We start from the raw sequence: 26,968 nt of genomic DNA on the forward strand, positions 1-26,968 counted from the left end.
TCAAATGAAATAGCACTGATATTTATAAAACAAATCATATAAAATGTAACTACCAATTGAAAAGGAGGTTTAGCTACATGAAATATGATTGGAAAAAGATCATTGATGATCAGCTGAACAGTGGACTCACTGTTAATAAATACTGTGATGAACATCATCTTGCTCTCAGCTCTTTCTATAAAAATAAAAGGAAGATTCAAAAGGATTCGGTTTCTACTGATATCTTTCTGCCTGTTGGAGTTATTGATGACATGCCAGCTCTTGTATCGATGAATATTGATGGTCATACTGTTGAATTTGATTCTTCATTGCTTGATAAAGTCATTGGTGCATTAAAATGATCATTAACACCGATGAAATCAAGAATATATATGTTTCAAGCCATTATGTTGATATGCGAAAGTCGATTGATGGTTTGACACAGATCGTGAATCTTCAGTTTCAGATGAATGTTCTTGATCATAGTTTGTTTATCTTTACAAACAAAGCCAGAAACAGGATCAAGATACTCTATTATGAATCCAATGGTTTCTGGCTGTTCATCAAAAGACTTGAACATGGCAGGTTCAAGATTGAAGAACATGATGATTCCAATACAAGAAAAATAACTTCCACTCAGCTCCACTGGCTTCTGGAAGGCCTTGAATTTGAAGAAAAATTCAAAGAAAAACAGCTTCTCATCTAATAATTCATATTGAAATATGGTACAATACTATTCGTTGAATTATTAAGATATGGAGTGAATTATACAATGAATCTGAGAAATCTAAGTCAGGAAGAACTAATCAAAAAAATCAATATGCTTGAAGAAAGAATCAAAAGACAGGATAACGAGATCAATGTTTTAAGTGAACAGTTAAACTGGTACAGTCAGCAGATCAGACTTCAGCAGAAGAAGCTTTTGGTTCATCATCAGAAAAAACTGTTCTTCCTGACCAGATTTCTCTTTTTGATGAAATTGAAATTGAATCAACTCCAATCAAAGCAGAGCCAAAACTTGAAGAAGTGACATATAAACGAAAAAAGAAAAACAATAAACGTGGCATTGATATTTCATCATTACCCGCTGTAACAAAGATTTATGATCTAGAAAACAAGAACTGTCCTGACTGTGGTGAACCATTAAGAAAGATTGGTGAAAACATCAGAAAAGAACTTGTCTATCATCCTGCAAAATATGAAGTTATTGAGCATGTTCAATATGTCTATACCTGTGACAGATGTGAGGAAGATTCATTAAAATCAAAAATATTCAAGGCAGATATGAAAGCTTCCGTTATCTATAAGAGTTTTGCATCACCATCACTTTTATCATATATTATTGATAATAAATTCAATAAGGCATTGCCTTTATACAGACAGGAGGTGATGTTCAATCAGATTGGATTGAAACTATCAAGACAGACAATGGCCAACTGGATGATCAAGCTTCATGATGAATATTTCAAAAGAATGACTGATTATATGCATAAGACACTTCTTCAAAGTGAATATCTGCATGCGGATGAAACAACAAATCAGGTTTTGAATGTTCCAGACCAGAAACCAACAACAAAATCCTATATGTGGGTATACAAGACAGGACGAAGTGAAGACAAGCAAATTGTTCATTTCATTTATGAAAACACAAGAGGTCATGAACATGCAAAGAAACATCTTGAAGGATATCATAATATACTTCAGACAGATGGATATCAGGCCTATGACAAACTTGATGATATCAGACACATGGGATGCTGGGCACATTGTCGTCGAAAGTATTTAGAAGCACTTGATGGTGCACCATCTGATACAGATCTAAAAGGTACTGCAAGTTACAGACTTCTTCATAAGATCAATAAGCTTTTTACGCTTGAAAAGAAATTAAAAGGCAAAAGCTATGAAGAGATCAAAGACACAAGGCAAAAAGAAGCAAAGCCAATCATTGATGATTTCTTCAAGGATGTCAAGGAATGTGCAAAAGTAGCAGTTGAAAAGACCAAACTCAGCCAAGCCTTAACATACAGCATCAACCAGGAAGAAAACTTAAGATTGTATCTTGAAGAAGGTCGTATTGAAATATCCAACAATCGAGCAGAAAATTCAATTCGTCCATTCTGCGTAGGTCGTCGCAACTGGTTGTTTTCAAACACAGTTAAAGGAGCAGAAGCAAGTGCAGCAATCTATTCGCTCCTTGAAACAGCAAAACTTAATAATCTCAAGCCATATGATTATTTTGAATATCTTTTAACAGCATTAACTGAAATAGATATTAATGATGACAAGGAACTAGAAAAGATCGTGCCATGGTCAAAATCATTACCAGAAAACATATATCTGACTAAAAAATCGTAGAAATACGATCTTTTAGTCGTTAAATGAAATCCAATAAATAATTACAGTCCTATTATAGTGTTTCTTCAGCATTATTTATAGGGCTTTATTATTTGACGCTTACGATGAAAATGACAAATCACTTGTTTTTTTAATAGCAAAAATTTTTTCTTCTTTGACAATTTAAACTATTCAACAAAGGAAAGATTATGTTTTTGACACCAACTGATTGCGATATTTTTATACTCTCTATTTAAGAATTGATACCATTGATCAATAATATGATATTGATGAGCTAAATCCTTGAATCTACGAAATGCTCCTTTGCCTTTAATCACATTTCTCATGATATTTCTTATTTTTTGATCGGTGAGTTGTTCAATAAACATCTCCATAATATGATATTCATGAATATCATAAGATGATGGTAATTCAATGTATTCATCACTATTCAACATAACTTCTATTTGAGTCATATTTGTATCATCATAGACAGGAACAAATTCACCTTTTGCTTCATGATAATACCATGTCATATCGTTATCTGTATTTTCAAGTGCTTGAATAACATCGGATAAATGCACAGTCACTTTCTTTTTTAATTTGTATTTCTTCAATCATAGCGTGACGTTTTGGATACAATTGTACGAGATTATCTATAATCTGATAAGCTGTTGTTTCGTCATATTGTGCTATTTTATTGATATATGAAGCAATATTTTTATAAAATTCTCTTGATCCAGTTTTCTTTAGACTTTCCATAATAAACTCTTTATATAAAGCCATGATTTTCTCTTTTTCTTTTTGAAAAAGAATATCTTCATACTTTCTTATTTCAATCATATCTTGATGTTCAATAAAATAACGCATCAAAGAATCATACATCTGTTCTTCTTGATAAATAGCACAAAGGTTCGTTTGTTGTTGTTCTAAATCATGAATGATTTCAAATTTCTTTTGTTGCCATTCTTGTAAAGAATACATTTCTTTTAATAAATGATAATATTTAATACTACCAGGATATTGACGACAAAGTAATTGTGTATATAAAGAAATAAGTTTATCTTTTTGTTTTGTTTCTTGATAAATTTCAACCAATAACTGATAAGTATCTTTTTCTTTTATCTTTAACATTTTTTCAATACATACTTTTTCAGCTTCTTGAAATTGTTTATTATTTATGTAATGCTTTATTAATTCAAAGAGAAATTCTTGATTTTGAGAATACTTTTGAATTATATATTGAAATGAAGAAGGTTGAAAATGAGAAATTATATAAATATATTTTTGATAAAACATTTTTGTAGATCGATATGAAATACTTATTTTCTTTTCTAAATCATCTATGATCTTTTCAAGTGAGTAATCCTGTTTATAAAGCTGTTCCATAAAACGATAAATAATAGATTGATTATACTGCAAACAAAGATGATCATAAATTTCAGTTTTTTCATCAACAGAAGAGCTATATTTTTCAATCAATTCAATCATATGATTGAAGAAATCCTCTTGTATAGGTTCTAATGTTGAAAAAGTATCAAGCATTCTACATAATGATTCATTAGCTAATGATGGTATTTAGTTATCTAAATGTATATCATGAAGTTTTTGAATAGCTGCATAAATATCTTGATACTTATTTGGCTGAATCTCTAAATATGAAGATATATTTGCTATTATCATATTCTTAATATTTTCTATTTTTTGATCATTATCAATAACACGAAGAAAGCAATCATATGTTGAAGAATCTTCTAATGCTAAAGCAATCATATCTAAAATTTCAGATTTTGTCTTCTTTTCTAAAGGTCCTAATATTTCATGATCTTGATAGATTCTTGTTTCATAGTATTCATCATAATCGTCATATTCATCGCCATCATCATAATCATCTTCTTCATCCCATTCATCTTCATCATTATGCATATCACCCATGACAGCTTCTTCACCAAAGATTTCTAATAATACAGCAGCTTCATGTTTACATTTTTTACCATCTTGTGCATATGGACATGTACAATGCATTTGAGTCACTTTAAATTCATTAGAAATTTGAATTTCTACTTGATAATCCTCTGTTCCCTTAACATTGCCTTTATAAACATTTCCTTCTTTAATAACGTTATAAACAGATCCATATAAATAATATTGGTAGCCTTTTTCTAATATACGTTTAGCAAAATAATTTCCATATTTCATAATATTTCTCATTTCTTTTTATATACAACAAGTCTAGACATTCATAATATTTATTTTTCTAATTTATTATAAAATCATAAATACTTTGTTTAAATGGTTGATCAAGATGATAAATCAATTGTTCTATTTTATGGAAAATCTATGTAATATACATATAAAAAACTAAATATTAAAATATTCAATATTAATTTTCGAAATCTAAAAATTCAATGAGATTGTATAATAATTCTTCTTCATTTCCTAAACTGTCATTAAAAGTTTCATAAATATATTCAATTCCTCCCAATACATATTCGTTAAAAATCTTCATGTTTTCAGCAGTCTTCTTCTCATCATTATCATATTTGAAAGCACGATCTAGTCGTTCTTCATAACTAAGATTTTCTCTATTATCAAGTAATAAGACAATTCTATAAACATATTCTAGATCATCTTGATAATTATTTATTTGCTGTAATTGTATGGTTGTCTTTTTAGGACCAGGATCAGTTTGTGCTTTTCTGTTATAAATAATTCCTATCACAGGAGCTAAAATATATAATTCTATTTTAGACTGAAACAAATTTAATCCTGATTCATTTATTTGCCCTCTATCTTTGCATAAAAAGATTACATATTCGGCATGTTTACCATGAAATACTTTTTCATTAAATAGCATATCAATCGCCTCCTTTAATCCATAGATCTCACGACAGTATAAGTTTCTGTTTGTTTATCTAATACATACTTTTTACCAACTTTATCTTTCATAATGGATTTAGCATAATTCCAATCTTTTTCCATAACAACAATAATTGTTTGCTCAGCAACTTCAGCTATCAATTTACATATATTAGGAACATGTACTTCATCTGCAGATGAAAACGGTGCATCCAATACTAAAGGATATGGATCGATTTCTAAATCATTATCTTCAGAATTTCTACTTTCCTTAGCAATTTCCACTAAGGCAGCTATAAAAGCAAAATTTTTAACAGTTTGTAATCCCGGAGATTCTTCAGTTTTAATCTTTTTATTTTTTAAATTTGCAGTCAATATCATTTTAAAATTATTATCAATGGAAATTTCTCTAGTTCCATGATACATTTGCTTAAAATATTTATTAACTAATTCATTTAATCTACTTTTGAAATTTTCTTCTTTTACTTCGTAATCTTTATTAATATCAGCAATAACCGCATTTGCATAAGCTCTATATTTTTTTAACTTTTTAGATTTTTCTGTTACAGATGAATTTTTATTTATCTGTTCAGAATACAGTTGTTTTCTCGATTCATATTGCTTAATTTCATCTTCTAATTTCTGTTTTTCTTGCAATTTTTGAGAATAACCGTTAAGATGTCTATCTCTAGATGCTTGTAATGCAGCAGTATCTATGGAATGATTAATTCGTTTTCTTATATTATTTATTGATTCATCATATTCTTCAATTGAGTCTCGATTACTAGAATATTGCTTATAATTATTTATAATATTCTGAGAATAATTATTGATTTGTTTTTCGCAATTTCTCATATCCTTTTTATAAGTTTCTACCATAGCAAAAATACTTTTTGGTGGTACATTTCTTAACTCTTGCATAATATGTTCAAATGCTTGAGTATGCTCTTCAAGTGGACGGCCACAAACACATACACCTCTTCTAATTAATTCATTTATAGATTTTTCATTTTGATAAGCTAAACCCATTTGATCTTCAGGTAAATGTTCAAGAACATCATAAATCAACTCGTCAAGTTTGCTAGAAAAATACTTATACGGATCATTATTAAAATTTTTCAATATAGCTTCATATGCACGTTTTTTATCACTTAATGCTCTGTTCCTATAATTTTCAAATTTTTGTAGACTTTTAACAGCTTCAGTAGTTTTAGCATTTTTTAACAATTCTCCATCATAATATTCATATCTTTCTTTATAAAACTCTATTGATTCATTTACTTCTTCTAATTCAGCTTTTTTTGAACTATATCCTGTTTTACTTTTTCTAAATCTTTTCCTCTTTGAAAAACTTGTGTATCAACTCCTTCTAATCTTGCTAATTCAATATCATACTGATCAACAACAGATTTTATATGACTTTTTGCATTATCTATAGCTGATAATCCTAGGAAATCTTTTACAGCTTGACTAATATTTTTATTCGAATCAATATTATCTATTCTTTCTCCCCAAAAGAAGAAATAACTAGATAAATCTTCTGGTAAAATAGATCTAATCATTTCATCAAGTTTATTTCTATTTAATTCTATCATATGATAAGTTTCTCCATTATCTTCACTTTGCTTAATAGTAAATCTTTCTGCTTCTCGAAAAGCTCTGTTTGTTTTCTCATAAGTTCTTCTTCTCTCTATACGATAAATAATTCCTTTATGAGTTAATGTTAAATCTACAGCAACTTCTGAAATTGCACCAATCGGACGATCTTCAAATTCAGATTCTATTTCAGCATTCAATAATTTAGTATCTTTTTTAAAAGTGCTTTTCCCATATAGACACCATACAAATGCTTGTACCAAAGTAGTTTTTCCTCCAGTATTTTTTCCAATAATAACTGTAACATTTTGTTCTTTATCATGAGCAAATTCAATCACTTGATTACCTTTATATTGTCGAAAATTGGTAAGTATTATTTTATCTAATAGCATTTGTCTACCTCACTTTCAATAACTCTTTTTATCTCTTTTTTTATTTCATTTTCCTTTTTGTTTTGTGTCTTAATATTCAATACTTCACGTGTATAAATTTTCCTTCTTATTTCCTTAACCTTTTTTTCATCAATTACAATATTTTCTATATTCATAAAATGTATCCTTCCTCTTCTTCATTATATACTACTGCACCATAAATAGAAAATAATTCTTCAATTAATTTATCAGTAGCATATGGATTTAATGATAATTTAGAAAATTCTGTCATTCTAGAAACTTCTCTTTTTATTAATGAATTATCAAACTCTATATCTTCATTATTTTTTACATTATGTAAATCCCTTGGCAATGTTATAAAATCATAAATATAAGCAAAATCTTTTCCTTCAGCTTTTCTTAAAACTCGCCCTCTTCGTTGAATGTACTCTTTAGGATTTGTACTACTTGCTAAAATAAATGCTATTCTTATCTTAGGAATATTAACACCTTCATCTAAACATTTCATTGAAACTAAAACTTGACAAGAATTACCTCGTTGAAAATCATCAATTATCATTTGTCTTTCTTTTGATGATTCACTAGCAGTAAATTGCAAACAAGACATACCCAATTCTTTATTTAAAACTTTTTGAACCTCATTTATCTGTTTAATGGAACCGCTATCATCACTATGTTCATAATACTGTGTTGCACCACAGTAAACTAATATATAATAATCATTTTTATACTTCTGTATTTCCTTTTTAAAGCTGGTATTTTATTTCTAGCTCCCGCAATAATTCTACTTCTTTTTATTAATAATGTTTTAGCAATATCTGTTAATTCATAACTACCATCATCTTTGTATTTTAGTGCTTTTTTAATTTGAAGAGAAAGTGCATTATACTTATCTAATTCATCTTTTTCTAAATATACAGGTATTGGGTAGTAAAAATACTTACAGAGCATTCCTTCTTCTATCGCTTGCTCCATTGTATAGTTTATACACTTTTTATCAAAAAAATTGTATAATCCTTTTGTTCCATACTCATCTAGATGCCTTTCAAAAGTAGCTGATAATGCTAATCGATATGTAAATAGATCCTTATTTAATAATTTTAACAAGTTATTAGATCCAAAATTATGAGCTTCATCAACTACTAATAACAACTTTTTTTACATGATTTTATGATAGTGTATATATAATCAGATGAAAATGATTTATTTGTAGTTAAAATACAAAAATTATCTCTAACATTATTCGAATATTCAAAAACCTCTCTCTTTAATTTAATTTTCCATTTGCTTTGGGGAGAATTAGAATATCCTATAACAGGTTTAAATTTAAAAGATACTAGATCTTCATACCATTGATCAACTAAATGTATATATGGTACACATATAATAATACCCAATTTCATATTCTCACAATTCAATAAATCGACTATCGCAGATATTCCAGTAATTGTTTTACCTGTTCCCGTTGCCATATCAAAAATACCCACATACTTATTTTCTTTCCATTTTTGTATTGCTTCTATTTGATACGGTCTTAATTTAATATATTCAGGTATACTAGGATATCTTGATACTTTTTTATTATATTCTTCAATTATTTGTTTTTTTCCTCATCATCAATATTATAATTCCCTTTTTTTGTTATGCTTAATTATTTCTTTTTTTACGGCATTTGGAAACTCAAATGTAATAGCTCCTTTTTCACTATTTTTCCATAAATTCTCAAATGCAATCATTTTTCTTTGAACTCTTTCCATATCATCCCATGATTTAAATACATCCACAGTTTCATAATTATTAAACATACCATTTTCGGTTTCATTCATCGAGCCAGTAAAACTAATAATATTCTCACTATTATCATGTATTAATCCCATTTTTTCATGATATAATCCTATTTTTCCATTATTATATGAAAATGCAATTTTTATATCCAAATGATTTTGTGCAATTAATTCACAAATTAAATTAAATCTTTCATTTTGAAAATAGTCTTCATATGAACTAATAGAAGCAATTAATTTTTCTTCTACAATTTCTTCACGTTTTCTATAACCTTCGTTAATTGCATTATAATCTTCTTCTGATAAATTCGGAGATACTAACAAACGAATTTTACCACCATTTTGGATAAGCTGACATATGCCATACGAAATCTTTATCAACGCATCAGAAGAAAAATATCCTACACTTCTATCATATTGGACAGCCTGTGATAAGACTGGTAAATAAAAATCACTAACAATGTTATCTCTAGGAATACGATATTCACTTTCAATATTTATATCTTTTAAGCTCAAATTTCACACCTCCAATACTATTTCTTCCAATGCATTTACAAGAGTATTTACATCTTCAATAGTCGTAAAATAACTAAAACTTATTCTTACTGTCCCTAAATATGGTTTTGATTTGATATAATCATGAATAAATGGTGCACAATGATAACCAGCACGCACCTCTATTTTAAAATCTTCATCTAAAATAGAAGCAACATCATCACTTTTCATTCCTTTGATATTAAATGATATAATACCTGTTCTATTTCCCATTAAATTACTATATAAAATTATCTCTGGAATATTCTTTAATTTATGTACTAAATAATCTGCTAAAAATCGTTCATGTGATAGTACATCATTTTCAAAAACCCACTTTGAACTATGATATAAACCATAAGCAGCAACAGCATTAGGACTAGATGGTTCAAATCTCACATTGCCCTCTTTTGGCATATCTAAATTTAAAGAATCAGTACCCGTGCCTCCAAATACACTTAAATTTAATTCATTAGTACAAAATAAATAACCACCTATTCCTAAAGGACCATATAACGTCTTATGTCCTGCAAAAACATAATAATCAATATTATCCTCTTCCATATTTACAGGAACAACACCAAATGCTTGAGCACCATCTACAACAAATATTGATCCATTTTCTTTAGCTATCTGTCCAATTTCATGTATTGGTAAAATATACCCTGTAACATTACTTACATGACTACAAAAAATTACTTTTGGTTTATTAGTTATACATTCAAATCTAAAAGAGGACAAATCTATGGATAAATCTTTATTTAAAGGTATTAATTTTAATTCAATATGTTTTGATTTTCTTACTGCATTTAGTGTTCTTGCAACTGAATTATGCTCATACGGGGAACAATAAACAATATCATTCTCTTCAAAGTTAATCCCCTGAATAATCTGATTTAACGCATAAGTTGCTGATGGAGTGAAAACTAATGATTTGCCATTTGCTTTTTGAATCAGAAATTTTCTTGTCTTTTCAATGGCTTCATAAGCATCTTGAGCTTTTTGATAATGACCTCTACCTGCATTAAATGATAAACTTCTATAAGCATAATCCAATTTTTCATATAGTATTTCTGGTTTTGGATATGTTGTTGCGGCATTATCCAAATAAATCATAATCAAAACCCCTTTCATAAATTATAAATATTTTTTCATAATTTTAACTAACAAAGCTATTTTTTGTTCAGAAGTAATAGAATCACCAAAATCATCAATTGCATCAACAATAATGTTTTCAATCAATTCTGTAGAATCATCTAAATCATTTTTAAAATTCTTAATAATTTGTTTCCCATCAACATTTATAGTAATTTGATCAATATTTTTTCTTCTTCTATAGATTTAGACACAAAATCTCCCATATTTTTATTAAAAATTTCTATTGTACGGTCTGTCCAATCATCAATATAAATTCCTGTCATATAAAAGGCAATAGAGTTGACTAAATCCATTTCTACATCAATATTTTTATTGTAAATATCAATAAATTGTTTATAACCCTCTGGTAATATTAATGTATTTAATTTATCTCTATTCTCAATTATCCAACGTTTACAACTCTTTATAACATTTGCATTCTTATCAAATCCTAAATATATATTTATTTTTCTTTTCAAAATTTGGCAATAGTGTGAAATATAATTATCTAATGTTATTTTGATTTTATCTAGCTGATCAATAAAATCATAATCATCTGAATCAAAGATGCTAGGTATTGATTGTAATATAAAATTACTAGGATTCATATTTTGAGATGAACAATACTTTTTCAACCTTTTAAATTGGATACTTTTTATTAAATCATCTTTTCCAATCATAAATTTAGTAAATTTTGGTAACTGATGATACCATTCTTGAATTCCACTCATTATCTGAGTATAATCACTATTATTTTCAATATTTAAATTAAAAATATTGATTAAATTATTAATATACTGCCTTTTAATATCATCACGATTATCCATTATAAAAGAAAAATTTTCAGGATTTTCATTTATCTTTTCTAACAATTCTGCATCTAGTAGCATTTCAATACCATTATAATATATAATAATATTTTTTGATACTCCAACCAATTGTAATGCCAATAATATAGGTAAAATCCCTTTTCTAATACCATAAGGGGGATTTTTCAAAGTAGTATATATATCAGAAAATCTACCCTCATTTAATCTAAAAAAGTTATTAATTTCTTCAATAATTCTATCAAATCTAGATTGATGCAATTTTTCAATATCAAAAGGTTTAATTCCAGTTTCAACTAGCAAACAATTAATAATAGTATCTACAGGTGATGTTTTTGCATTTTTACAATCGTCATCGTCTAAATATCCTTTAAGAATTTTTGTATTTAAATCAACTCTAGCTTTTTTATAAGCAGATTTTACATTATGTCTATTAATCATTTCTAAATTAATAGTAGGACTATCAGGAAATGTTTGCATAAGAATTTCACCTAAAATTCTTTCCTTAGATAAAGTTCTTTGTACATTATCAATTGCTTCATCATATGAATTAATTAAATAACAATTTCCATTATAAAATGAGTAATTTTTATTTAATATTTCTTCAAGATCTATTTTAAAATCATTATATAGCTGATTAATTTCAGTATATAAAAGTCTATCTTCATTCATATAAGTTATTAACATATTTCTAACAGCTAATATTTTCTTAATATTTTCATCAAAATTAATATATTCTTTAGGATAAACAACCAATAATCTATTATTATTCATCTGCAAAACTTTATTTCTAATTATATTGTAATTATTGTCTTTCTTTCTTACAATATTAAAAATTATTCCATCATTATCTTCTTTTACAAACCATCTATCTAAATTTTCTAACGACATAAATGCATCTTCTTCAATAAATTCAATTCTAAAATATCTAGTAATAAATTTTTGAATATTATATAATCTCGGATAAATGAACTTAGTTGTACTATATTTATTTAATTGTTCAGCAATTCTTATTTTTGTAAATTTAGTATGAATCAAATTATCAATCTCAGCTTGTACATTTTTATTCATGTTAATTTTAAATTCATATAAACCATTTCGACGTTTAATAATAATATTTTTTTCTCAAGCAATTCAAGAACAGTATGTCCATCACTTAAAGATAGCAATACTGATGTAGCTAAGTTTTCTTCTGATGCAGGAAAATAGTCTTTTTCATTTATTATGAGAATCAAAGCCAATGTTTTAATCATCAATTGCTCGATTTCATCTTCCACATAATTTAAAGCCGTTAATGCACTCATTGCTATTCTTTGAATATTGATGTTATCAACATCCTCTAGCAATTGTCTTTGAAAATAATCAAATATAGTAGAAGGTAATACATAACGATATGGATAATCACTTTCAACTATTTCTGACAAAGAATATCGTGATTTTCTTATCAAGAATGTAAACAATGTTCTTTCATTTTGGGCTATTTTCTCACTTATCCTAATTAATAAATATAAAGTTATAGGACTTAATGGATAACAATTATTTATCAATTGATTTTCAATATATTTATTACCAAACTCTTTTTGAAATATAGGTATTTGTGTTAATGACCTTACAAAATTTTCATTCAAGCAATTATTTTTATTCGCAATTTCCAAATAATTATCTTTCTTTTTTATTGCATTGAAAACTAATTCAAATGAATTTTTTACTGTTGTTTCAAAATAATAAGTAAACATTCTACCTTCAATACCTTTAAAAGCATTTTTAACATCACTATTTAAAGATCTATATGTATTGATTGGTTTATGTAAAACTAACATAAAATACATACTGTTATCTATAGAAGCGTTGCATAACTCCGCAAGATCTTGAATAATTTTCATATCATTGCTCACATAATTTTTATCTCTAGATTCAATAAATTTACTAAATTCATCAAATACAATATATATACCATCAAACCCATGATGATTACATATATAATCTTTAACTTCATTATAATAATCAATAACATCAAGAGAATTATTAGGCACAAACCCTACTCCAGCAAGAATCTTTTTATGTATGTCAGAAAAAATTAATAACGATTTTTCATCATAACTTTCTAATCTTTTTAAAAATTTGTCAATAGAAATCTCTTTTTTTGTAATTCATTAATGAATTTTTCGTAAACATCTTTATATGATTTTTTCCAACTTAAAATTCTTTCTATTGCTTGCGTAAAATCAGTACCAAGATTCACATCATTTAAGCCAAACATTTGTAATGATTTATTTAAAGCGTTCATCAATGTTTGATTTAATGAAACTTTAGTATGATCAATAATAACAGGTAAATATTTTTTAGATTGAACAATACGTATTCGTTCTTCAAAAGAACTATCCATTTGGCAAATATTATCAATAAAAGATTGAATAGATTCAAAATTAGTGCGGTAAAGAAGATTTAATAATACAAGAATTGCATGTGATTTACCTTTACCATATGGTGCAATTATCATTGATGATTTATTTCTATCTTTAAGAAGCACATCATCTAAATATGTCATTAAAAAATCATTACCTCTAGTTGTAGGTATATATGTATTAACTTTTTCTAAATTTTTAATGTCTAAACTCAAATTTATTGAATTTTGAAAATGGTTGTTAAATTCTATGTATTTATTAAATTTCATAGATTCATACCCCTTTCATAATATTCTTCAATAATATGATCAACATCTAAATTTTCATTAAAATAAATCATATCTAAGCCAGCAGTATTTTCTACTTTGATATATTTATTTTTTAACATATCAATATATTCATTGACTAATAATCTATTTAAATTCATATATTTATTTAAAATCTCCTCTGCTTGACTCAATTTCATATATCCTTGTTCTAAATATGTATAGCCATCTTCATTTTTACTCTTACTTAAAATATATAAAATTATAATTTCATGTCCTTCTTGAAGAATAGGTATTTTCTTTTCATAAACATTTTGATTTTGAGTTATTAAATTTAATTTAGATAGTGGGCATACTATATTTTCTTCTGGATCATCATCACCTAACGTTTTAGAATACATATTTAACAAAACTCCAATATCGTTTTTTAAAGCACTTTCTTTAAATTCAACTTGATTATTATTTAAATAGTTAGTTAAAACCACCTCAACATCTTTAGTTTCGAAAGATTCTGCTTTAAATTCATTCCAAAACAAATACCATGTTGTAGCTTCGGATCTATTTGTACAGAGATGGAAATGTAATAGCCATAATGTCAATTCATTTTCAATATATAAATCATAATTACTTATTAATTGACCAAATTGAGTTAAACAATAACCTCTTCCTCTATATCTTATTAATCCTGTTACAGTTAGCCAATATTTTATTGACTTAACCATATTTGCTCCTACACCTAATTTAGAAACACCATCTTTTATATGTGAAAACATAGTCGTACTATTCCCGTCTATCATGTTAAATAATGCCTTTGATAACCAACCCTCTCTAAAATAAAATGTTTCATGTCCTTTAAATTTTGTTTTCATCTTTTATTCCTTCCATTCCATCTCGTGTAGCTAATACTTTTTTCAAATAGCATCCACTTGTATAATGATTTATACACTCAAAACAATTTACACATTTATTTTCATCTATTTTATAAACCAATCTATTTTGCGTATATTTAATTTTAATTGCATCAAAACGACATACTGACATGCATGCTGAGCAATTCAAACACATTTGAAATTTTGTTATTTGACATTCAATCTTTCTTTTTGCATCCTTAAAATTTTTAGAACCTGCTAATCTAGGAGTTAAAATAGAAACTTTCAAATGAACATCTCCTTTTTTACCCTGCAATTTAATAATGATATTATTGTTTTTATCCATAACAACAACTTCATGTAAACGTTGATTTCCTAAATCAAAATTAATCTTTCCAAAAGGTTTAAATAATTCATAAAGATTATCATCGATTGGCTTGTTCAATTCATAGTTAAATGAGTTTTCTTCCAATGCACATGGTTCAAAGGAAACCACATTGTTTTTTGCATATTCAATTCCTTCTCCACCCTGTTTTGCTTTCCATGCTCCTGAGTCTACATATTCTTCTGGATCTTTTTTACCAATATCAATAGCATTTTTAATCAATTGATCACGCCATGGATAATATTGTTCAGGATGAAAAACCTTAGATAAAAACTCTGACCAGAATCCATTATTCGGACAACACCAACATCCAACTCTTGAAAAACCTAATTTATAAGCTCCATTAAAATCTAGTTTTCTAGTAAAAATATATAACCAAACATCAAAATCAGTCCATTTAATAATAGGTGACACAACTCTTTGTTTAGTAATTTTTGGACTGTCTGATTCACGATCATATTTACTTCGACTTATTGATTCAGAATGTCGAATTCCCTGAAAAACAATAATTTTAGGTTTATTTTTATAAAGAGAATCCACATATCTAGTAATTGCTCCTGTTTTAAAAACAGTACAGCACCATCTCATTACTCTTGATGGTGGTCCTATAATCTCAGCCATTTCAAAAAAATTCTTTTCTCGATTTTTTGCTGTAATAACTGGTGTAAATCTATGATTTTTTTAAATCGTTTAATATATTCATATGTTTCAGGAAATTCTAAAGTAGTATCACCAAAAATATGTGTGATTTTTGGTGTTCCTAAAGCACGTGTTACTACATCAGACACAACAGTCGAATCTTTACCACCTGATATTGAAATAAACATATTTGAAATATCTCTATTAATATAAGGTTCTAAAAATTCTGATACTTCTGAATCAATATATTGATACCTTTTTTTATTTTCATTAACAAAAATTTCTATATATTTTTCAAAGTAAATATTTGTATTTTTAGATTCATATAGTTGATATTTTTCTCGTATTTCATCGGCATTCAATTTATTTAAATCTTTAATCAAAATTTTTTCATGGTCAGAGTTCATGATATTTACTTTTTGACCATCAATTATATATGAACCACTAGGCAATCTCCAACAAGAAGATGTTAGATATTTTAATGGTTCACCTAAAATACATTCTAGCAACAAACGTTCTTGAGGAAATACAGGTCTAATATCTCTTGCTAAAGAAACCAAATCTGAATTATTATCATTAGGGAAACTCATAATTGGTATATTTTTAGTTTTAGACCAGTAAACCCATACTAATAGTTGTGTCTTATTCCCACATTGAGGGCATATGCTCAATTCTGTATCTATTCCACATTTTTCACATCTATATAATCCCATTTTATTCTCCTATTTAACTGACATATATCTTTTATTCTACACTATTTACAAATTTTTTTAAACAAATTCAATTCAGTATTTAATATCTAATAATCTCATCTTTTTATATTTTTCAAATTCTAATTACAAATAACTATAATATAAAAAGCATTAAGACACTAAAAAAATTTAATCAATAATTTTTGATTAGTATTTCTAGTATAGTCACTACAAAGTTTATCAAAACACTATAACAAACACAAATCAAAGGCTCTATAATTTTAAATCATTAATAAATATAGCCACAAGTTTAGCACAATATTTTACATTTATAATCATTAGATAACTATGACACAAATAATAAAAACAAAGAACTTCTCCTTCATATTGTATGAAAAATTAAAAAGATAGATATACCTACTATTTAATACTTATACTTTTCATCTTAGTGATAATTTCTAGCATCAGAAAAATCTTTATTCTTAAAATAGATTCCATAATTATGTAAAGAGCAAAAAATCATAGTAATATCAATATTGAAAATATATATTAAATGCGTTGAACAAAACACTTCAAGAGCATCAATATAGAAAATCACATTGTGAATGTGAACCCACTAACCAACATATTCCTAGCATTACTCTCACTTTGAGTATAATAAACATGTTGATATTGTTAAAAATATATACTATTTCATTTATAAAAAGAGGAAATTACAACAGAATATCAAGGATATATGAAACCATCTCAAAAGAAATAGAACATGATATTTTTTCAGTTTGAAGAAATATTAAAGAGATTAATGTAATTTTACATTGTTATTAGAATTAGCTCATCTAGATTTTTTTAAACGAAAAAAGGCGTAACTCTTTAAGAGTAAAATTATCTTTTTGTTACAGCCTATTTATTTACTATATTTTCAAGACTCAAAATACTAAAAAGTTGCAAAATTCTAATTTTCAAAATATTCTATCTTAAATAATTTATTTTTTTCTTCCTGTCTAAACCAATTAGTTCTGTTATTTTTCAAATATTGTAATGCAGTACTTTCATCATTCAAAGAATTTTGCAAATCATTTCTAGCTTTCCTAAAAGCACTAGCTAATTTAGACATTTCTTTTTCATTTAAGATTTGATCATCATATATAAATAGTATCAATAATTTTATTAAACTCTTATTGATAGATGAATTCATAGATTGGGATGCTTCATTCCATAAAATATTTTTCCATGGCTCTTTTTGTACATTTTTTTCTATGGTATCAAAATTTTTAAAAATTGAATTAAAATCATTAATACTAGGATAGATATGTAGTGCTGCTTGAGTAATAGGAAGTAACCCAACAGGTCTGAAATATATAGATCCTCCATGTTTGTTCCTAAATTTTATACTTTTCTCTTTTTCCAAACTCAAATATTCTTTTACCTCAAAAATATTATCTTTCATTGCATTCCAAAACGATAAAACAAATTGATAATATCTTTCTATTTCATCATCAGCTTTCCTAAATCTCTTATATCTATCTAATTTGTGTTTTCCTTGCTTTAAATACTTTCCATTTTCACCTTTTATTTTGAAGTCCTTAATATAATAATTTAATAATTCAGAATTTATCTCATATAACTCTATTATTGAAACAAAAGCATTTGAGTCATTTGTACTTATACTCTTATTTTTAGAATCAGCTACTCTATCTTCTTGAAACAAAGAATAATCCTCTATTAATCTTCTTGTAATAATGGCAGCAGAATCATCTTCATCTAAAGCAATAATATCTCTCAAACTAACAGGTTTTGCATATCTATTAAGTGTACTAAAAAGCCTTCTAGTTCTAGACAAACCTTTACTATTATTCTGATGTCCTATAAAAATAACAGGTACCTCTTCATTTTCTAACTCACTATTTTTTAAAATAGCATCTTTTATACCTTCAACTCTATGTTGCCCATCTACAGGAAAAATTTTTTCTTCACCATTGAAAGTTAAAACTCCAGCTTCTAAAATTATATTCTCATCCTCTAAAGATATTGCTCTCCATGTTGGATTACCATCATATACAGCAAGTACTAAAGAATTAAACATACGTTCTTCCTGATTACATAAATATTCTGATATTGACTTATAGTTTGATGTTAACGATCTTTGAATTGAATCTCTAAGTAATTTAGAAGAATGTAGATTTTCATCAATCGCCGAAACATATTCACTTACTTCTTTAAATGTTAAATATGTTATATAATAACTCCATATTCCCATATGAGCTCTTATTGCTATTCTTTCCATATTAATCCTCCTCCTAAAATGCCGCCGAAACAGCTTTGTTCAACTTACCTGGCAATTCTTTATTGCAAGGTGGTATAATTAATGCGATTAAGGTTTGTTCTAAAGCATCTATAATTTTATTATCGCTCAGTTCACAATAGTAAATACATAAATAAGGTGCATATATATGTAACAGCATATTTACTTTTGGCCTTGTTGTTATACGGATTTCTCCTAAGTTAGAATTTTTATATTTTAAATATGTATTATAGTATTCTTTACATCTCTTTCTTAAATTTTGATTTTGCGTTATATGAGCTCTTCCTATATATAATATATATTTATGAAGAAAATGAACGTTTGTTTCACAAACAATCATATATATCCCACCAACTTTATTATTGATTAGTCCTATTTCAGTACCATTTTCATCAGTTAAGAATCTTACTTTCTTCCACTTTAAATTTTTCCAATCAAGTCCATGACAATCAAATGTTTCTAAATTATCCCATCCTTCTTTCCACAGATTAAACTTAATTTTTTCATTTTCAATATTATCTGTAGAAATAACATCAATATAATCAGTTATCATTAATGACCTCCACCATCTTCTATAAAATCGTTCTATTTTCTTATATATTATAATACATTGTAAAAATAAAGTCACTTTCATAATTTATTTAATATACCATTTTTTTAATTTATAAATTTTTCTATAAACAAACTATTCATCATAATTATTCAAACATATCATTCTTTCATATTTGCTTTTTGAATCCTTAATAACATGTATTTTGTTTTGTTGAATATAATATTCTATACGCATTGCATACCACCAGTCTGCAACACTGTTTTGGTAATCTAACATTATTTTTCCTATTAGATGTGCTTCCATAATAGGTTCATTTTTAAGATATTTCCAGATTTGGAAATCATAAAAATCTTCAGGTACACCTATCATTTTCCCATTTACAAAAGCACGAAGCAAACTATGATTATTGACAAGTTCATCCTATTGTCTAGCAAAATAAAGAATATCTTGTTTTGCTAATTTCTTTTCATAGGCTAAACATTCTAAAAAGTGTTCTTCAGACGCTTCATTCCAATTTTCATAAGATGCAATACCGTCTTTAAGAACAAAATATTCAGGAAGTTTGACTATATATTTTTCATTGTCGATATTTTCTAATAAAGAACATAGCCAATATAATCCACATCTTGAGTATGGAGCATCACTATACCAAATTCTTATTTTTTCTCCCTTATGTAAAAAGTCTTTGAAAAGATTCAATTCTTGAAGATAAATATTTTTGTTATCTTCAAATTCTTCATCATCTTCATCATCTTTCCATTGATTTTGAAAATATAATGATTGAATCAATTCATATCTATAATCACTTTCAACAGGTTGACTAATATCTCCTATATCTAGCATAAAAGCTAAACAGATGACTTCTTCTTTCGTTCCAAAAATTCTTTATTCTCAAGAAATTGCCCATTCTTTTTATTTTCTTTTAATATTCTCATTGTGGTTGCTTCACTTTCACTAAATAAAACTTCAATCATAGAAATTCTCCTTTCCCTTTATCACAAGTATTTTATAACTAAAAACCATTTACATACTCTATAATAAAAAATCATAAACATAAATTTATGACTTTATTTTATAAATACTGCGATCTGCGTCTTCAAATGTATCATAATAACTTTGTATCACTTTTTTAAAATGTGCATCTCTTTGATGGCATCTTCTTATCTCATCTTTTAAAACAAGATTAACATCATACATCTCTAATATATTTGCTACACTATGAATATCATATCTCTTGGCATATTCAACTATCGACATAATAATACCTAATATTTTTTCTTGAGCCTGATTTTTAGGAACATGATTAAGTGCATCTATTCTTCTTGTAATATAAAAAGGATCACTTAATGTATCTATATCAAAATTTTTAATAACAATTTTATCTATCAAATAAAATAATGCATCAGAATTAATCATATTCTTTTTATTATCTAACCCTTCCCATTTTAATAAATCTTTTTCATAAAAATAATCATCTGTTTTTTCTATATTTATACATTCTTTATATTTTTCAAGGATTTCTTGTTCTGTTAAATGAATTGCATTTTTTGCAATTTCTTTTAATAAATCATCGATAGATATTTCTTCAAAATAACCTAACCTATTCGTTAATTGTGCAAAACCCTCTTGCATTTTTAATAACATTTCCAATTCTTCTTGTTTACTTATATTCATAGACTTCTCCTACTTTCCATTCATTTTATAAACCCATTATAGCATATAAACAGCATTAATTTATATTAAAAAAAGGAAACTTATTTTTAGGTTCCCTTATCTTCTTGCTATTTACAACTTTTTACAAAACACACATTGATGTATTTTAAAACAATGATATTTGTTCGAACCTTTTTTCTTTCTTATAAGCTTTAATAATATCACTCATTTGATATAACAATCCATATTTTTCACATTCATTACAAAATATTTGGTAAAGTTTTTGAGCATGTTTGGGATAACATTGATATTGGTTCCCATAGTTTTGAATGTACTTTTCTTTTATACCTGGAAAGTTTTGATCTAAACATTTATAATAATGCTCTCTTTGAATATTTCTTAATGTCATTGACATATATGTATGAATAAACTTTGCGCCATGTGTTGCAGTTAAATGGACTAAAGTTTTCATATCATCTTCTTGATCAGTAACAAAAGGAAGAACAGGATTCATCATAACCCCTACAAAAAGACCTTGTTGACTCAGATTTTTTATTGCATTGAATCTCTGAGATGAAACACAAACATGTGGTTCTATGATTTTTGACAAATCATCATAAGGTATTGTGATTGTGAACTTAATAATCACTAGACTTTTTAAGTTTATCTTCTTTAATAAATCGATATCTCTTAAAATCAAATCACTTTTCGTATCAATAGAAACACCAAAACCATAACGCTCAAGTAATTTCAATGCATTTCTTGTCTGTTTATACTTTCTTTCAAGCGGATGATATGTATCAGACATTGCACCTATGCCAACGACTCCCTTTTGACGTTTACGCATCAATTCTTTTTCTAAAATGATTAAAGCATCTTCTTTTCCTCTGACAATATCAAAATTTTCTATATGATAGCATAGACTTCTACTATCACAATAAATACAGCCATGTGGACACCCTTTATATAAATTCATATTATAGTCAATGTCATACCACTGATCACCATATCTAGCTTTGGTTAATATTGTTTTTGTTTTTATAAATTCCATTAATATTTATTTAGTAACTTTTGAAATGAATTGGCTTTTAAGATGGTATGAGATATAAATTGACCTTTATAGAAATTCGCCCAATGATTAAAAACACAAGGAAGACTTTTGGCTTTTTCTAAAGAATCCACTTTGATAAAATTTATTTTTAAATCATTATTTTGGCAATATTGTGTGAGTTCTTGAACTTCATATTGAACATAAGGACATGCAGGACTGTAATAAATTGTAAATTCATCTTGGTCTATTGTCATCTTTCTGACATTATCATGAAAACGTGGAGTTTCCTTGTCATCAAAAGATAAGGCTAATAATTGATACTCACCTACTTCATCTACAACACGGAAACCAAAATGTTCAAAAAATTTCCTTTCCTGTAAAAATGGTTTCTTTTTTCGAGATGATAATGTACATAATCCACTTTTTCCTTTTTCTCTTGCATCTTTAATTGCGTATTCCAATAATTCCTTTGCAATCCCTTTACCTTTAAAACTTCCTGCAACCCATAAACAATAAATATATTCATAGTTATGCCCTATCACTGGAACCCAAGCTGTTTCGATGGGTTCATATTCAATAAAAGTTTTACCACGTACATTTAATTTACGAAAGACATGACCATCTTTTAATTTATTTTTTATCCACTCTTTTTTAAACAAACACCTGTTTGATGTTTAGGGTCACCAATTGCACAACATAGATGCTCATCATCAATATTGTCATATGTTAAATTAATATATTCATGCATTTTCTTTTTCTCCTTCTAAAGATTTAATGCCATTCATGATGATGGTTAAAGATAATTCAAAGCTTTCTTGTATAGATAACGGATTACCAAAAGCGTTATTATTAACTAATAAAGCAAAGCCTTCTAAAAACTTCTTAATGTTCTAATTGAATGATTGATATGATCATCACTTAAATATAATGGTCGCATAACTTTTGATAAAACATCAAATAGTTTCTGTGTTGCCTGATTCGCTTCTTCATTATCATATTTGTTGTACCACAACATGGCATTAAAAACACCTTTATTATTAATTGCGTAATCATAAAAAGCCCAGCACATATTCCTTAGTGCCTGATATCCAGCAACACCTATGGCAGCATCTATCATCTTCGTTTCTAAATTTTTCCATCCATATATCATAAGTAATCTTTTCATTTCTTCTAAACTAGAAATATGATTATATAAAGAAGGGGATTTTATTTTTAATTCGTCCGCTACCATTTTTAAAGTTAAATTTTCTAAACCTACATGATTAGATAGTTTGGCAGCAGTTTCTATAATGATTTCAACTGTTATATGACTTTTCATTTCTTTCTCCTTAAACTAATTATATTTCTATTATAACTAATAAAATTAGTTTAAACAATAAAAAAGTCCAATTCAATAAGATTATGCTTATTTTCCATATTTGCAATCTCTTTCAAATTCTTTTATAATTTTTATATAAAGGTGGTGTCAAAATGGTTGTCTTTTTAACAAGTAGTCCCACAGGTCCGTTAGATGGAAGCAGACATGTGGATGGTTTAGATAAAAAAATCACTTCGTAAAACAATTAAAAAAATATTGGAAGAATCAGAGTCGTTGTTGTATCATTGCAGCTAGCCCTGATGCCTATGATAGAAATGATGAAATGTGCGATTTCTTTAGAAAAGCTTTTCTAAAAGATGGATTTTCAATTCAATGCTTTGATTTGATTGATCAAAGATACAGCAATTTTACAAAAGATGATTTACAAAAGTATGATGTTATAGTCTTAGGTGGTGGGCATGTTCCAACACAAAATCGATTTTTTAAAAATATTCATTTAAGAGAAAAAATAAAGGATTTTGATGGTATTATTATTGGCATCAGTGCTGGCAGCATGAATAGTGCTGATCTTGTTTACTGTCAACCTGAAGAAGATGGCGAGGCTATTGATTCTAATTTTCAAAGATGGATTGAAGGTCTAGGTCTAACCAAAACAAATATTCTACCTCATTATCAAATGGTGAAAGATAGATATTTAGATGGAATGAGATTATATGAAGATATTACTTATCAAGATAGTATAAATCATCCATTCATTACTTTGGTCGATGGTAGTTATATATTGCTTGATCATGAAGAAACGATATATGGTGAAAGTTATTTGATTGTTGATGGAAAAATTCAAATGATATGTCATGATAATGAAACAATAAAAGTCAGTGACATATATTGATATGACTTTGTCATTTGTGAATATAAAAGGTGGAATCAGAGAATAGCCACCTTTTTATGTTTCAATGAAACATATTCTATTTATAAATCACATAAAAAAAGAAATCATCAATTGACTTCCCTTTTTGACATCCTTAAGCCATTTTTTATTTTATCGATGTGTCTTTGCTCTCACACATCATCATCGCTCGGTCATTTTTTATTTTACCGACGAGTCAGAACCGTCACTCGTCATCATACAATACTTTCAAAATGGAACTCTTCATCATCAGTAAGTACTCATAACATCAAAAGATTTCCTCATCTCTATTATACACTTTTTCGAGAATAAGTATATGCTTTTAGCAATTTAATTTCAATAAAAAACGACATTACTTAATCATATCAACTTACAAGATATTCAAAACATTTGAAATATTCACTTTTCTTAAAATATATCCATACAAATCAACAATAATCATGTATAATAGACAATGCAGAATTGATAGGAGGTTTTATATGATACTTGAACAAATTCATCCAGATTTATTTGAAATGGCCAAAGAATCTGATCTTGTTTTAGAAGATATTTATAAAAATATTGATTCCATCTGTTTAACTAATTCCAATCGCATCTTATCTGCATTTATAGAAAACAAAGTATCTTATTCTGATTTTGCAGATATTAATGGATATGGAAATTATGATGAAGGACGAGATAAATTAGAAAAGATTTTTGCGACTGTATTAGGTTGTGAAGATGCTTTGGTTCGTCCACAAATTATGAGTGGAACAAATGCTTTATATTTAACACTATCTGCTTTATTAAAACATGGTGATACTATGATTTCATTATCTGGTGCACCTTATGATTCTTTACAGGAAATGATTGGATTAAGTGGTAATTCAAGTCAGTCTTTAAAAGCTAATGGTGTTCATTATGAACAAATCGAATTGGTTAATGATGATTTTGATGATGAAACAATTATACAGAGATTAAGAAATAAAGATGTTAAACTTGTAGAAATTCAAAGATCGAGAGGTTATTCACATCGTCAATCACTATCTATTTCAAAGATTGAACGTATTATTTCTAAAATTCGTGAAGTGAATACTGATGTTATTATTATGGTTGATAACTGTTATGGAGAATTGGTGGAAACAAGAGAACCTGGTCATGTTGGTGCAGATATTGTCGTTGGCTCTTTGATGAAAAATCTTGGTGGTGGCATCGCTCCAACGGGAGGATATATTGCAGGAAAGCACGATTTTATCCATATGGTTGCTGAACGTTTAACAGCACCAGGAATTGGAAAACAACTTGGAGCGAATTTCAATCTAAACAATACTTTCTTTAAAGGGATTTTTATGGCACCAAATGCTGTAAAAAACGCTTTAAAAACAGCTGTATTTACATCTTATATGTTAGAAAAGCTAGGCTATGATAATGTTTCGCCTCGTTATAATGAACCAAGAACAGACATTATTCAAACTTTAGAATTGAAATCAAAGGATAATTTAGTGAATTTTACGCAAGGTATTCAACAGACAAGTCCAATTGACTCTTTTGTTCATGTATTACCTGCTCCAATGCCTGGCTATCCATTTGATGAAGTTATGGCAGCAGGAAGTTTTACACAAGGAAGTACAATTGAATTAAGTGCTGATGCACCTGTCATTGAACCATACACGCTATATTTACAAGGTGGACTCACTTTAGAATACGGAAAATTATCTATTTTACTTGCATTATCAAATCTGAAAAGGAAGTTGGATTAACAACTTCCTTTTTGTCCACCATCAATACGAATAATGGTATTATTTATAAAATTAGCTTCATCACTGATTAAAAATTTAACTAGATAAGCAACTTCTTGTGGTTTGCCATAACGTTGAACCATAATTTTTTCAGTTTCTTCTTTTAAAAATTGTTCATCATAACCATCTAACTCATTTTCAGTTCCAATAAATCCTGGCGCAATACAATTGACATGAATATAAGGAGCAAATTCAAATGCAAGATTATGTGTCAAAGAAATCAAGGCTGCTTTGGAAGCATCATAATCTATACACATAGGATAGTAAGTATTGATACCATTCGTTGATGATATGTTAATAATTCTACCATATTCCTGATCTAACATATGACGATAAACACGCTTACTGCAATTAAATGCACCCACAACATTAACATCCAATGTTTTCCTAAATTCATCTGCATTTTTAAGATGAAATAAATTAGATAAATCGATTCCTGCATTATTAATCAAAACATCAACACCACCTAGTTTTGATTCAATCTTAGATACCATTGCATCCACTTCATCTTCTTTAGAGACATCTGCCTGAATCGCCATACATTGAATAGAGTAAGTATTCACCAGTTCTTCTTTAAGCTTATATGCTTCTATTTGTGATGTATAATAATTAATCACAATATCATATCCTTGTTTAGCGAGTTCTATTGCAATAGCCTTACCTATTCCCTTGGCTGCTCCTGTAATTAAAACAACTTGACTCATT

Annotated in this window: 32 protein-coding genes and 2 pseudogenes; 6 read left to right on the forward strand and 28 right to left on the reverse strand. The window is 27.3% G+C overall.

Features of this window, described 5'->3' with window-relative positions:
* Positions 1-77: 77 nt before the first annotated feature.
* From tnpA to tnpC, 4 genes are all read left to right on the forward strand, one after another.
* Positions 78-341: an IS66 family insertion sequence element accessory protein TnpA gene (gene tnpA, locus NMU03_RS00005; protein WP_290138208.1), complete on the forward strand. Its 264-nt coding sequence runs from the start codon at positions 78-80 to the stop codon at positions 339-341.
* Positions 338-685 (forward strand): IS66 family insertion sequence element accessory protein TnpB, encoded by a 348-nt coding sequence (gene tnpB / locus NMU03_RS00010; protein ID WP_290140241.1) that lies wholly within the window; start codon positions 338-340, stop codon positions 683-685. Before tnpA ends, tnpB begins: the two co-directional genes overlap by 4 nt.
* Positions 686-751: 66 nt before the next feature.
* Complete coding sequence (locus tag NMU03_RS00015) at positions 752-1,009, forward strand: hypothetical protein (RefSeq protein ID WP_290138067.1); 258 nt, start codon at positions 752-754, stop codon at positions 1,007-1,009.
* Positions 1,006-2,334, forward strand: coding sequence for an IS66 family transposase (gene tnpC / locus NMU03_RS00020; protein ID WP_290140243.1), 1,329 nt, complete (start codon positions 1,006-1,008; stop codon positions 2,332-2,334). The genes NMU03_RS00015 and tnpC overlap by 4 nt, the downstream gene beginning before the upstream one ends.
* Positions 2,335-2,501: 167 nt before the next feature.
* Here tnpC and NMU03_RS00025 read toward each other — a convergent pair whose 3' ends face one another.
* From NMU03_RS00025 to NMU03_RS00150, 27 genes and pseudogenes are all read right to left on the reverse strand, one after another.
* Positions 2,502-2,897 carry a UPF0158 family protein gene (locus tag NMU03_RS00025; protein WP_290140245.1) on the reverse strand — a complete coding sequence of 132 codons (396 nt, stop codon included), beginning with the start codon at positions 2,895-2,897 and terminating at the stop codon, positions 2,502-2,504.
* On the reverse strand, positions 2,866-3,858 hold the full coding sequence (locus NMU03_RS00030) for a tetratricopeptide repeat protein (protein WP_290140247.1): 993 nt from the start codon (positions 3,856-3,858) through the stop codon (positions 2,866-2,868). The genes NMU03_RS00025 and NMU03_RS00030 overlap by 32 nt, the downstream gene beginning before the upstream one ends.
* 33 nt (positions 3,859-3,891) lie before the next feature.
* Positions 3,892-4,512, reverse strand: a complete 621-nt coding sequence (locus NMU03_RS00035) for an SWIM zinc finger family protein (protein WP_290140248.1) — start codon at positions 4,510-4,512, stop codon at positions 3,892-3,894.
* A gap of 184 nt (positions 4,513-4,696) precedes the next feature.
* Positions 4,697-5,170, reverse strand: a complete 474-nt coding sequence (locus NMU03_RS00040) for a hypothetical protein (RefSeq protein WP_290140249.1) — start codon at positions 5,168-5,170, stop codon at positions 4,697-4,699.
* A gap of 14 nt (positions 5,171-5,184) precedes the next feature.
* The gene (locus NMU03_RS00045; RefSeq protein WP_290140250.1) at positions 5,185-6,399 is read right to left on the reverse strand and encodes a hypothetical protein; all 1,215 of its coding nucleotides are present in this window, start codon (positions 6,397-6,399) and stop codon (positions 5,185-5,187) included.
* A gap of 59 nt (positions 6,400-6,458) precedes the next feature.
* On the reverse strand, positions 6,459-7,160 hold the full coding sequence (locus NMU03_RS00050; protein ID WP_290140251.1) for an AAA family ATPase: 702 nt from the start codon (positions 7,158-7,160) through the stop codon (positions 6,459-6,461).
* Complete coding sequence (locus NMU03_RS00055) at positions 7,151-7,315, reverse strand: hypothetical protein (RefSeq protein WP_290140252.1); 165 nt, start codon at positions 7,313-7,315, stop codon at positions 7,151-7,153. The genes NMU03_RS00050 and NMU03_RS00055 overlap by 10 nt, the downstream gene beginning before the upstream one ends.
* Positions 7,312-7,899, reverse strand: coding sequence for a helicase-related protein (locus tag NMU03_RS00060; protein ID WP_353956719.1), 588 nt, complete (start codon positions 7,897-7,899; stop codon positions 7,312-7,314). The genes NMU03_RS00055 and NMU03_RS00060 overlap by 4 nt, the downstream gene beginning before the upstream one ends.
* Positions 7,866-8,312, reverse strand: coding sequence for a hypothetical protein (locus NMU03_RS00065; protein ID WP_290140253.1), 447 nt, complete (start codon positions 8,310-8,312; stop codon positions 7,866-7,868). The genes NMU03_RS00060 and NMU03_RS00065 overlap by 34 nt, the downstream gene beginning before the upstream one ends.
* A complete protein-coding gene (locus tag NMU03_RS17400; protein WP_353956720.1) occupies positions 8,303-8,758 on the reverse strand; it encodes a DEAD/DEAH box helicase family protein in 456 nt (151 codons plus the stop codon). Before NMU03_RS17400 ends, NMU03_RS00065 begins: the two co-directional genes overlap by 10 nt.
* Positions 8,759-8,782: 24 nt before the next feature.
* The gene (locus tag NMU03_RS00070; RefSeq protein WP_290140255.1) at positions 8,783-9,460 is read right to left on the reverse strand and encodes a phospholipase D-like domain-containing protein; all 678 of its coding nucleotides are present in this window, start codon (positions 9,458-9,460) and stop codon (positions 8,783-8,785) included.
* A gap of 3 nt (positions 9,461-9,463) precedes the next feature.
* Positions 9,464-10,594, reverse strand: a complete 1,131-nt coding sequence (locus NMU03_RS00075) for an aminotransferase class V-fold PLP-dependent enzyme (RefSeq protein ID WP_290140256.1) — start codon at positions 10,592-10,594, stop codon at positions 9,464-9,466.
* A gap of 185 nt (positions 10,595-10,779) precedes the next feature.
* Positions 10,780-12,513, reverse strand: a complete 1,734-nt coding sequence (locus NMU03_RS00080; RefSeq protein WP_290140258.1) for a hypothetical protein — start codon at positions 12,511-12,513, stop codon at positions 10,780-10,782.
* Positions 12,510-13,475: a hypothetical protein gene (locus NMU03_RS00085; RefSeq protein WP_290140259.1), complete on the reverse strand. Its 966-nt coding sequence runs from the start codon at positions 13,473-13,475 to the stop codon at positions 12,510-12,512. Before NMU03_RS00085 ends, NMU03_RS00080 begins: the two co-directional genes overlap by 4 nt.
* Before the next feature lie 80 nt (positions 13,476-13,555).
* Complete coding sequence (locus NMU03_RS00090) at positions 13,556-13,990, reverse strand: DUF6079 family protein (RefSeq protein WP_290140260.1); 435 nt, start codon at positions 13,988-13,990, stop codon at positions 13,556-13,558.
* A 122-nt stretch (positions 13,991-14,112) separates the two neighbouring features.
* The gene (locus tag NMU03_RS00095) at positions 14,113-14,982 is read right to left on the reverse strand and encodes a DUF4007 family protein (protein WP_290140262.1); all 870 of its coding nucleotides are present in this window, start codon (positions 14,980-14,982) and stop codon (positions 14,113-14,115) included.
* The gene (locus tag NMU03_RS00100; RefSeq protein ID WP_290140264.1) at positions 14,966-15,988 is read right to left on the reverse strand and encodes a phosphoadenosine phosphosulfate reductase domain-containing protein; all 1,023 of its coding nucleotides are present in this window, start codon (positions 15,986-15,988) and stop codon (positions 14,966-14,968) included. The genes NMU03_RS00095 and NMU03_RS00100 overlap by 17 nt, the downstream gene beginning before the upstream one ends.
* Positions 15,973-16,719 (reverse strand): phosphoadenosine phosphosulfate reductase domain-containing protein, encoded by a 747-nt coding sequence (locus NMU03_RS00105; RefSeq protein WP_290140265.1) that lies wholly within the window; start codon positions 16,717-16,719, stop codon positions 15,973-15,975. The genes NMU03_RS00100 and NMU03_RS00105 overlap by 16 nt, the downstream gene beginning before the upstream one ends.
* A gap of 931 nt (positions 16,720-17,650) precedes the next feature.
* Positions 17,651-18,982, reverse strand: a complete 1,332-nt coding sequence (locus NMU03_RS00110; protein ID WP_290140267.1) for a DGQHR domain-containing protein — start codon at positions 18,980-18,982, stop codon at positions 17,651-17,653.
* Between the two features lie 13 nt (positions 18,983-18,995).
* Positions 18,996-19,553, reverse strand: coding sequence for a hypothetical protein (locus NMU03_RS00115; RefSeq protein WP_290140269.1), 558 nt, complete (start codon positions 19,551-19,553; stop codon positions 18,996-18,998).
* Between the two features lie 132 nt (positions 19,554-19,685).
* Positions 19,686-19,958, reverse strand: a pseudogene (locus tag NMU03_RS00120) (DUF3658 domain-containing protein); the annotation flags it as partial.
* Between the two features lie 15 nt (positions 19,959-19,973).
* Positions 19,974-20,396 carry a DUF1835 domain-containing protein gene (locus tag NMU03_RS00125; RefSeq protein WP_290140271.1) on the reverse strand — a complete coding sequence of 141 codons (423 nt, stop codon included), beginning with the start codon at positions 20,394-20,396 and terminating at the stop codon, positions 19,974-19,976.
* A gap of 5 nt (positions 20,397-20,401) precedes the next feature.
* Entirely contained in the window at positions 20,402-20,527 is a 126-nt protein-coding gene (locus NMU03_RS00130; RefSeq protein WP_290140273.1) for a hypothetical protein, read from the reverse strand.
* Positions 20,528-20,612: 85 nt separating this feature from the next.
* Positions 20,613-21,227 carry a hypothetical protein gene (locus NMU03_RS00135; RefSeq protein ID WP_290140274.1) on the reverse strand — a complete coding sequence of 205 codons (615 nt, stop codon included), beginning with the start codon at positions 21,225-21,227 and terminating at the stop codon, positions 20,613-20,615.
* A 145-nt stretch (positions 21,228-21,372) separates the two neighbouring features.
* Entirely contained in the window at positions 21,373-22,257 is an 885-nt protein-coding gene (locus NMU03_RS00140; protein WP_290140276.1) for an SPL family radical SAM protein, read from the reverse strand.
* The gene (locus NMU03_RS00145; RefSeq protein ID WP_290140277.1) at positions 22,257-22,916 is read right to left on the reverse strand and encodes a GNAT family N-acetyltransferase; all 660 of its coding nucleotides are present in this window, start codon (positions 22,914-22,916) and stop codon (positions 22,257-22,259) included. Before NMU03_RS00145 ends, NMU03_RS00140 begins: the two co-directional genes overlap by 1 nt.
* Before the next feature lie 212 nt (positions 22,917-23,128).
* Positions 23,129-23,575, reverse strand: coding sequence for a TetR/AcrR family transcriptional regulator (locus tag NMU03_RS00150; RefSeq protein ID WP_290140279.1), 447 nt, complete (start codon positions 23,573-23,575; stop codon positions 23,129-23,131).
* Between the two features lie 250 nt (positions 23,576-23,825).
* Here NMU03_RS00150 and NMU03_RS00155 point away from each other — a divergent pair.
* Both NMU03_RS00155 and NMU03_RS00160 read left to right on the forward strand, forming a co-directional pair.
* A pseudogene (locus NMU03_RS00155) lies at positions 23,826-24,467 on the forward strand (Type 1 glutamine amidotransferase-like domain-containing protein); the annotation flags it as partial.
* A 497-nt stretch (positions 24,468-24,964) separates the two neighbouring features.
* Positions 24,965-26,224 (forward strand): methionine gamma-lyase family protein, encoded by a 1,260-nt coding sequence (locus NMU03_RS00160; RefSeq protein WP_290140281.1) that lies wholly within the window; start codon positions 24,965-24,967, stop codon positions 26,222-26,224.
* Here the strand turns inward: NMU03_RS00160 and NMU03_RS00165 are convergent.
* Positions 26,221-26,967, reverse strand: coding sequence for an SDR family NAD(P)-dependent oxidoreductase (locus NMU03_RS00165; protein ID WP_290140283.1), 747 nt, complete (start codon positions 26,965-26,967; stop codon positions 26,221-26,223). The genes NMU03_RS00160 and NMU03_RS00165 overlap by 4 nt on opposite strands.
* Position 26,968: the final 1 nt, after the last annotated feature.

Source organism: Allocoprobacillus halotolerans, from assembly GCF_024399475.1.
In the GTDB taxonomy this organism is placed as follows: Bacteria; Bacillota_I; Bacilli_A; order Erysipelotrichales; family Coprobacillaceae; genus Allocoprobacillus; species Allocoprobacillus halotolerans.

What these genes read in the sequence shown, in the direction of transcription:
- tnpA (WP_290138208.1), top strand. Translation starts at nt 78, where the DNA reads ATGAAATATGATTGGAAAAAGATCATTGATGATCAGCTGAACAGTGGA.
- tnpB (WP_290140241.1), top strand. Translation starts at nt 338, where the DNA reads ATGATCATTAACACCGATGAAATCAAGAATATATATGTTTCAAGCCAT.
- NMU03_RS00015 (WP_290138067.1), top strand. Translation starts at nt 752, where the DNA reads ATGAATCTGAGAAATCTAAGTCAGGAAGAACTAATCAAAAAAATCAAT.
- NMU03_RS00030 (WP_290140247.1), bottom strand. Translation starts at nt 3,858, where the DNA reads ATGCTTGATACTTTTTCAACATTAGAACCTATACAAGAGGATTTCTTC.
- NMU03_RS00035 (WP_290140248.1), bottom strand. Translation starts at nt 4,512, where the DNA reads ATGAAATATGGAAATTATTTTGCTAAACGTATATTAGAAAAAGGCTAC.
- NMU03_RS00040 (WP_290140249.1), bottom strand. Translation starts at nt 5,170, where the DNA reads ATGCTATTTAATGAAAAAGTATTTCATGGTAAACATGCCGAATATGTA.
- NMU03_RS00050 (WP_290140251.1), bottom strand. Translation starts at nt 7,160, where the DNA reads ATGCTATTAGATAAAATAATACTTACCAATTTTCGACAATATAAAGGT.
- NMU03_RS00055 (WP_290140252.1), bottom strand. Translation starts at nt 7,315, where the DNA reads ATGAATATAGAAAATATTGTAATTGATGAAAAAAAGGTTAAGGAAATA.
- NMU03_RS00075 (WP_290140256.1), bottom strand. Translation starts at nt 10,594, where the DNA reads ATGATTTATTTGGATAATGCCGCAACAACATATCCAAAACCAGAAATA.
- NMU03_RS00080 (WP_290140258.1), bottom strand. Translation starts at nt 12,513, where the DNA reads ATGAATAAAAATGTACAAGCTGAGATTGATAATTTGATTCATACTAAA.
- NMU03_RS00090 (WP_290140260.1), bottom strand. Translation starts at nt 13,990, where the DNA reads ATGACATATTTAGATGATGTGCTTCTTAAAGATAGAAATAAATCATCA.
- NMU03_RS00095 (WP_290140262.1), bottom strand. Translation starts at nt 14,982, where the DNA reads ATGAAAACAAAATTTAAAGGACATGAAACATTTTATTTTAGAGAGGGT.
- NMU03_RS00100 (WP_290140264.1), bottom strand. Translation starts at nt 15,988, where the DNA reads ATGGCTGAGATTATAGGACCACCATCAAGAGTAATGAGATGGTGCTGT.
- NMU03_RS00105 (WP_290140265.1), bottom strand. Translation starts at nt 16,719, where the DNA reads ATGGGATTATATAGATGTGAAAAATGTGGAATAGATACAGAATTGAGC.
- NMU03_RS00110 (WP_290140267.1), bottom strand. Translation starts at nt 18,982, where the DNA reads ATGGAAAGAATAGCAATAAGAGCTCATATGGGAATATGGAGTTATTAT.
- NMU03_RS00115 (WP_290140269.1), bottom strand. Translation starts at nt 19,553, where the DNA reads ATGATAACTGATTATATTGATGTTATTTCTACAGATAATATTGAAAAT.
- NMU03_RS00125 (WP_290140271.1), bottom strand. Translation starts at nt 20,396, where the DNA reads ATGCTAGATATAGGAGATATTAGTCAACCTGTTGAAAGTGATTATAGA.
- NMU03_RS00130 (WP_290140273.1), bottom strand. Translation starts at nt 20,527, where the DNA reads ATGATTGAAGTTTTATTTAGTGAAAGTGAAGCAACCACAATGAGAATA.
- NMU03_RS00135 (WP_290140274.1), bottom strand. Translation starts at nt 21,227, where the DNA reads ATGAATATAAGTAAACAAGAAGAATTGGAAATGTTATTAAAAATGCAA.
- NMU03_RS00140 (WP_290140276.1), bottom strand. Translation starts at nt 22,257, where the DNA reads ATGGAATTTATAAAAACAAAAACAATATTAACCAAAGCTAGATATGGT.
- NMU03_RS00150 (WP_290140279.1), bottom strand. Translation starts at nt 23,575, where the DNA reads ATGAAAAGTCATATAACAGTTGAAATCATTATAGAAACTGCTGCCAAA.
- NMU03_RS00160 (WP_290140281.1), top strand. Translation starts at nt 24,965, where the DNA reads ATGATACTTGAACAAATTCATCCAGATTTATTTGAAATGGCCAAAGAA.
- NMU03_RS00165 (WP_290140283.1), bottom strand. Translation starts at nt 26,967, where the DNA reads ATGAGTCAAGTTGTTTTAATTACAGGAGCAGCCAAGGGAATAGGTAAG.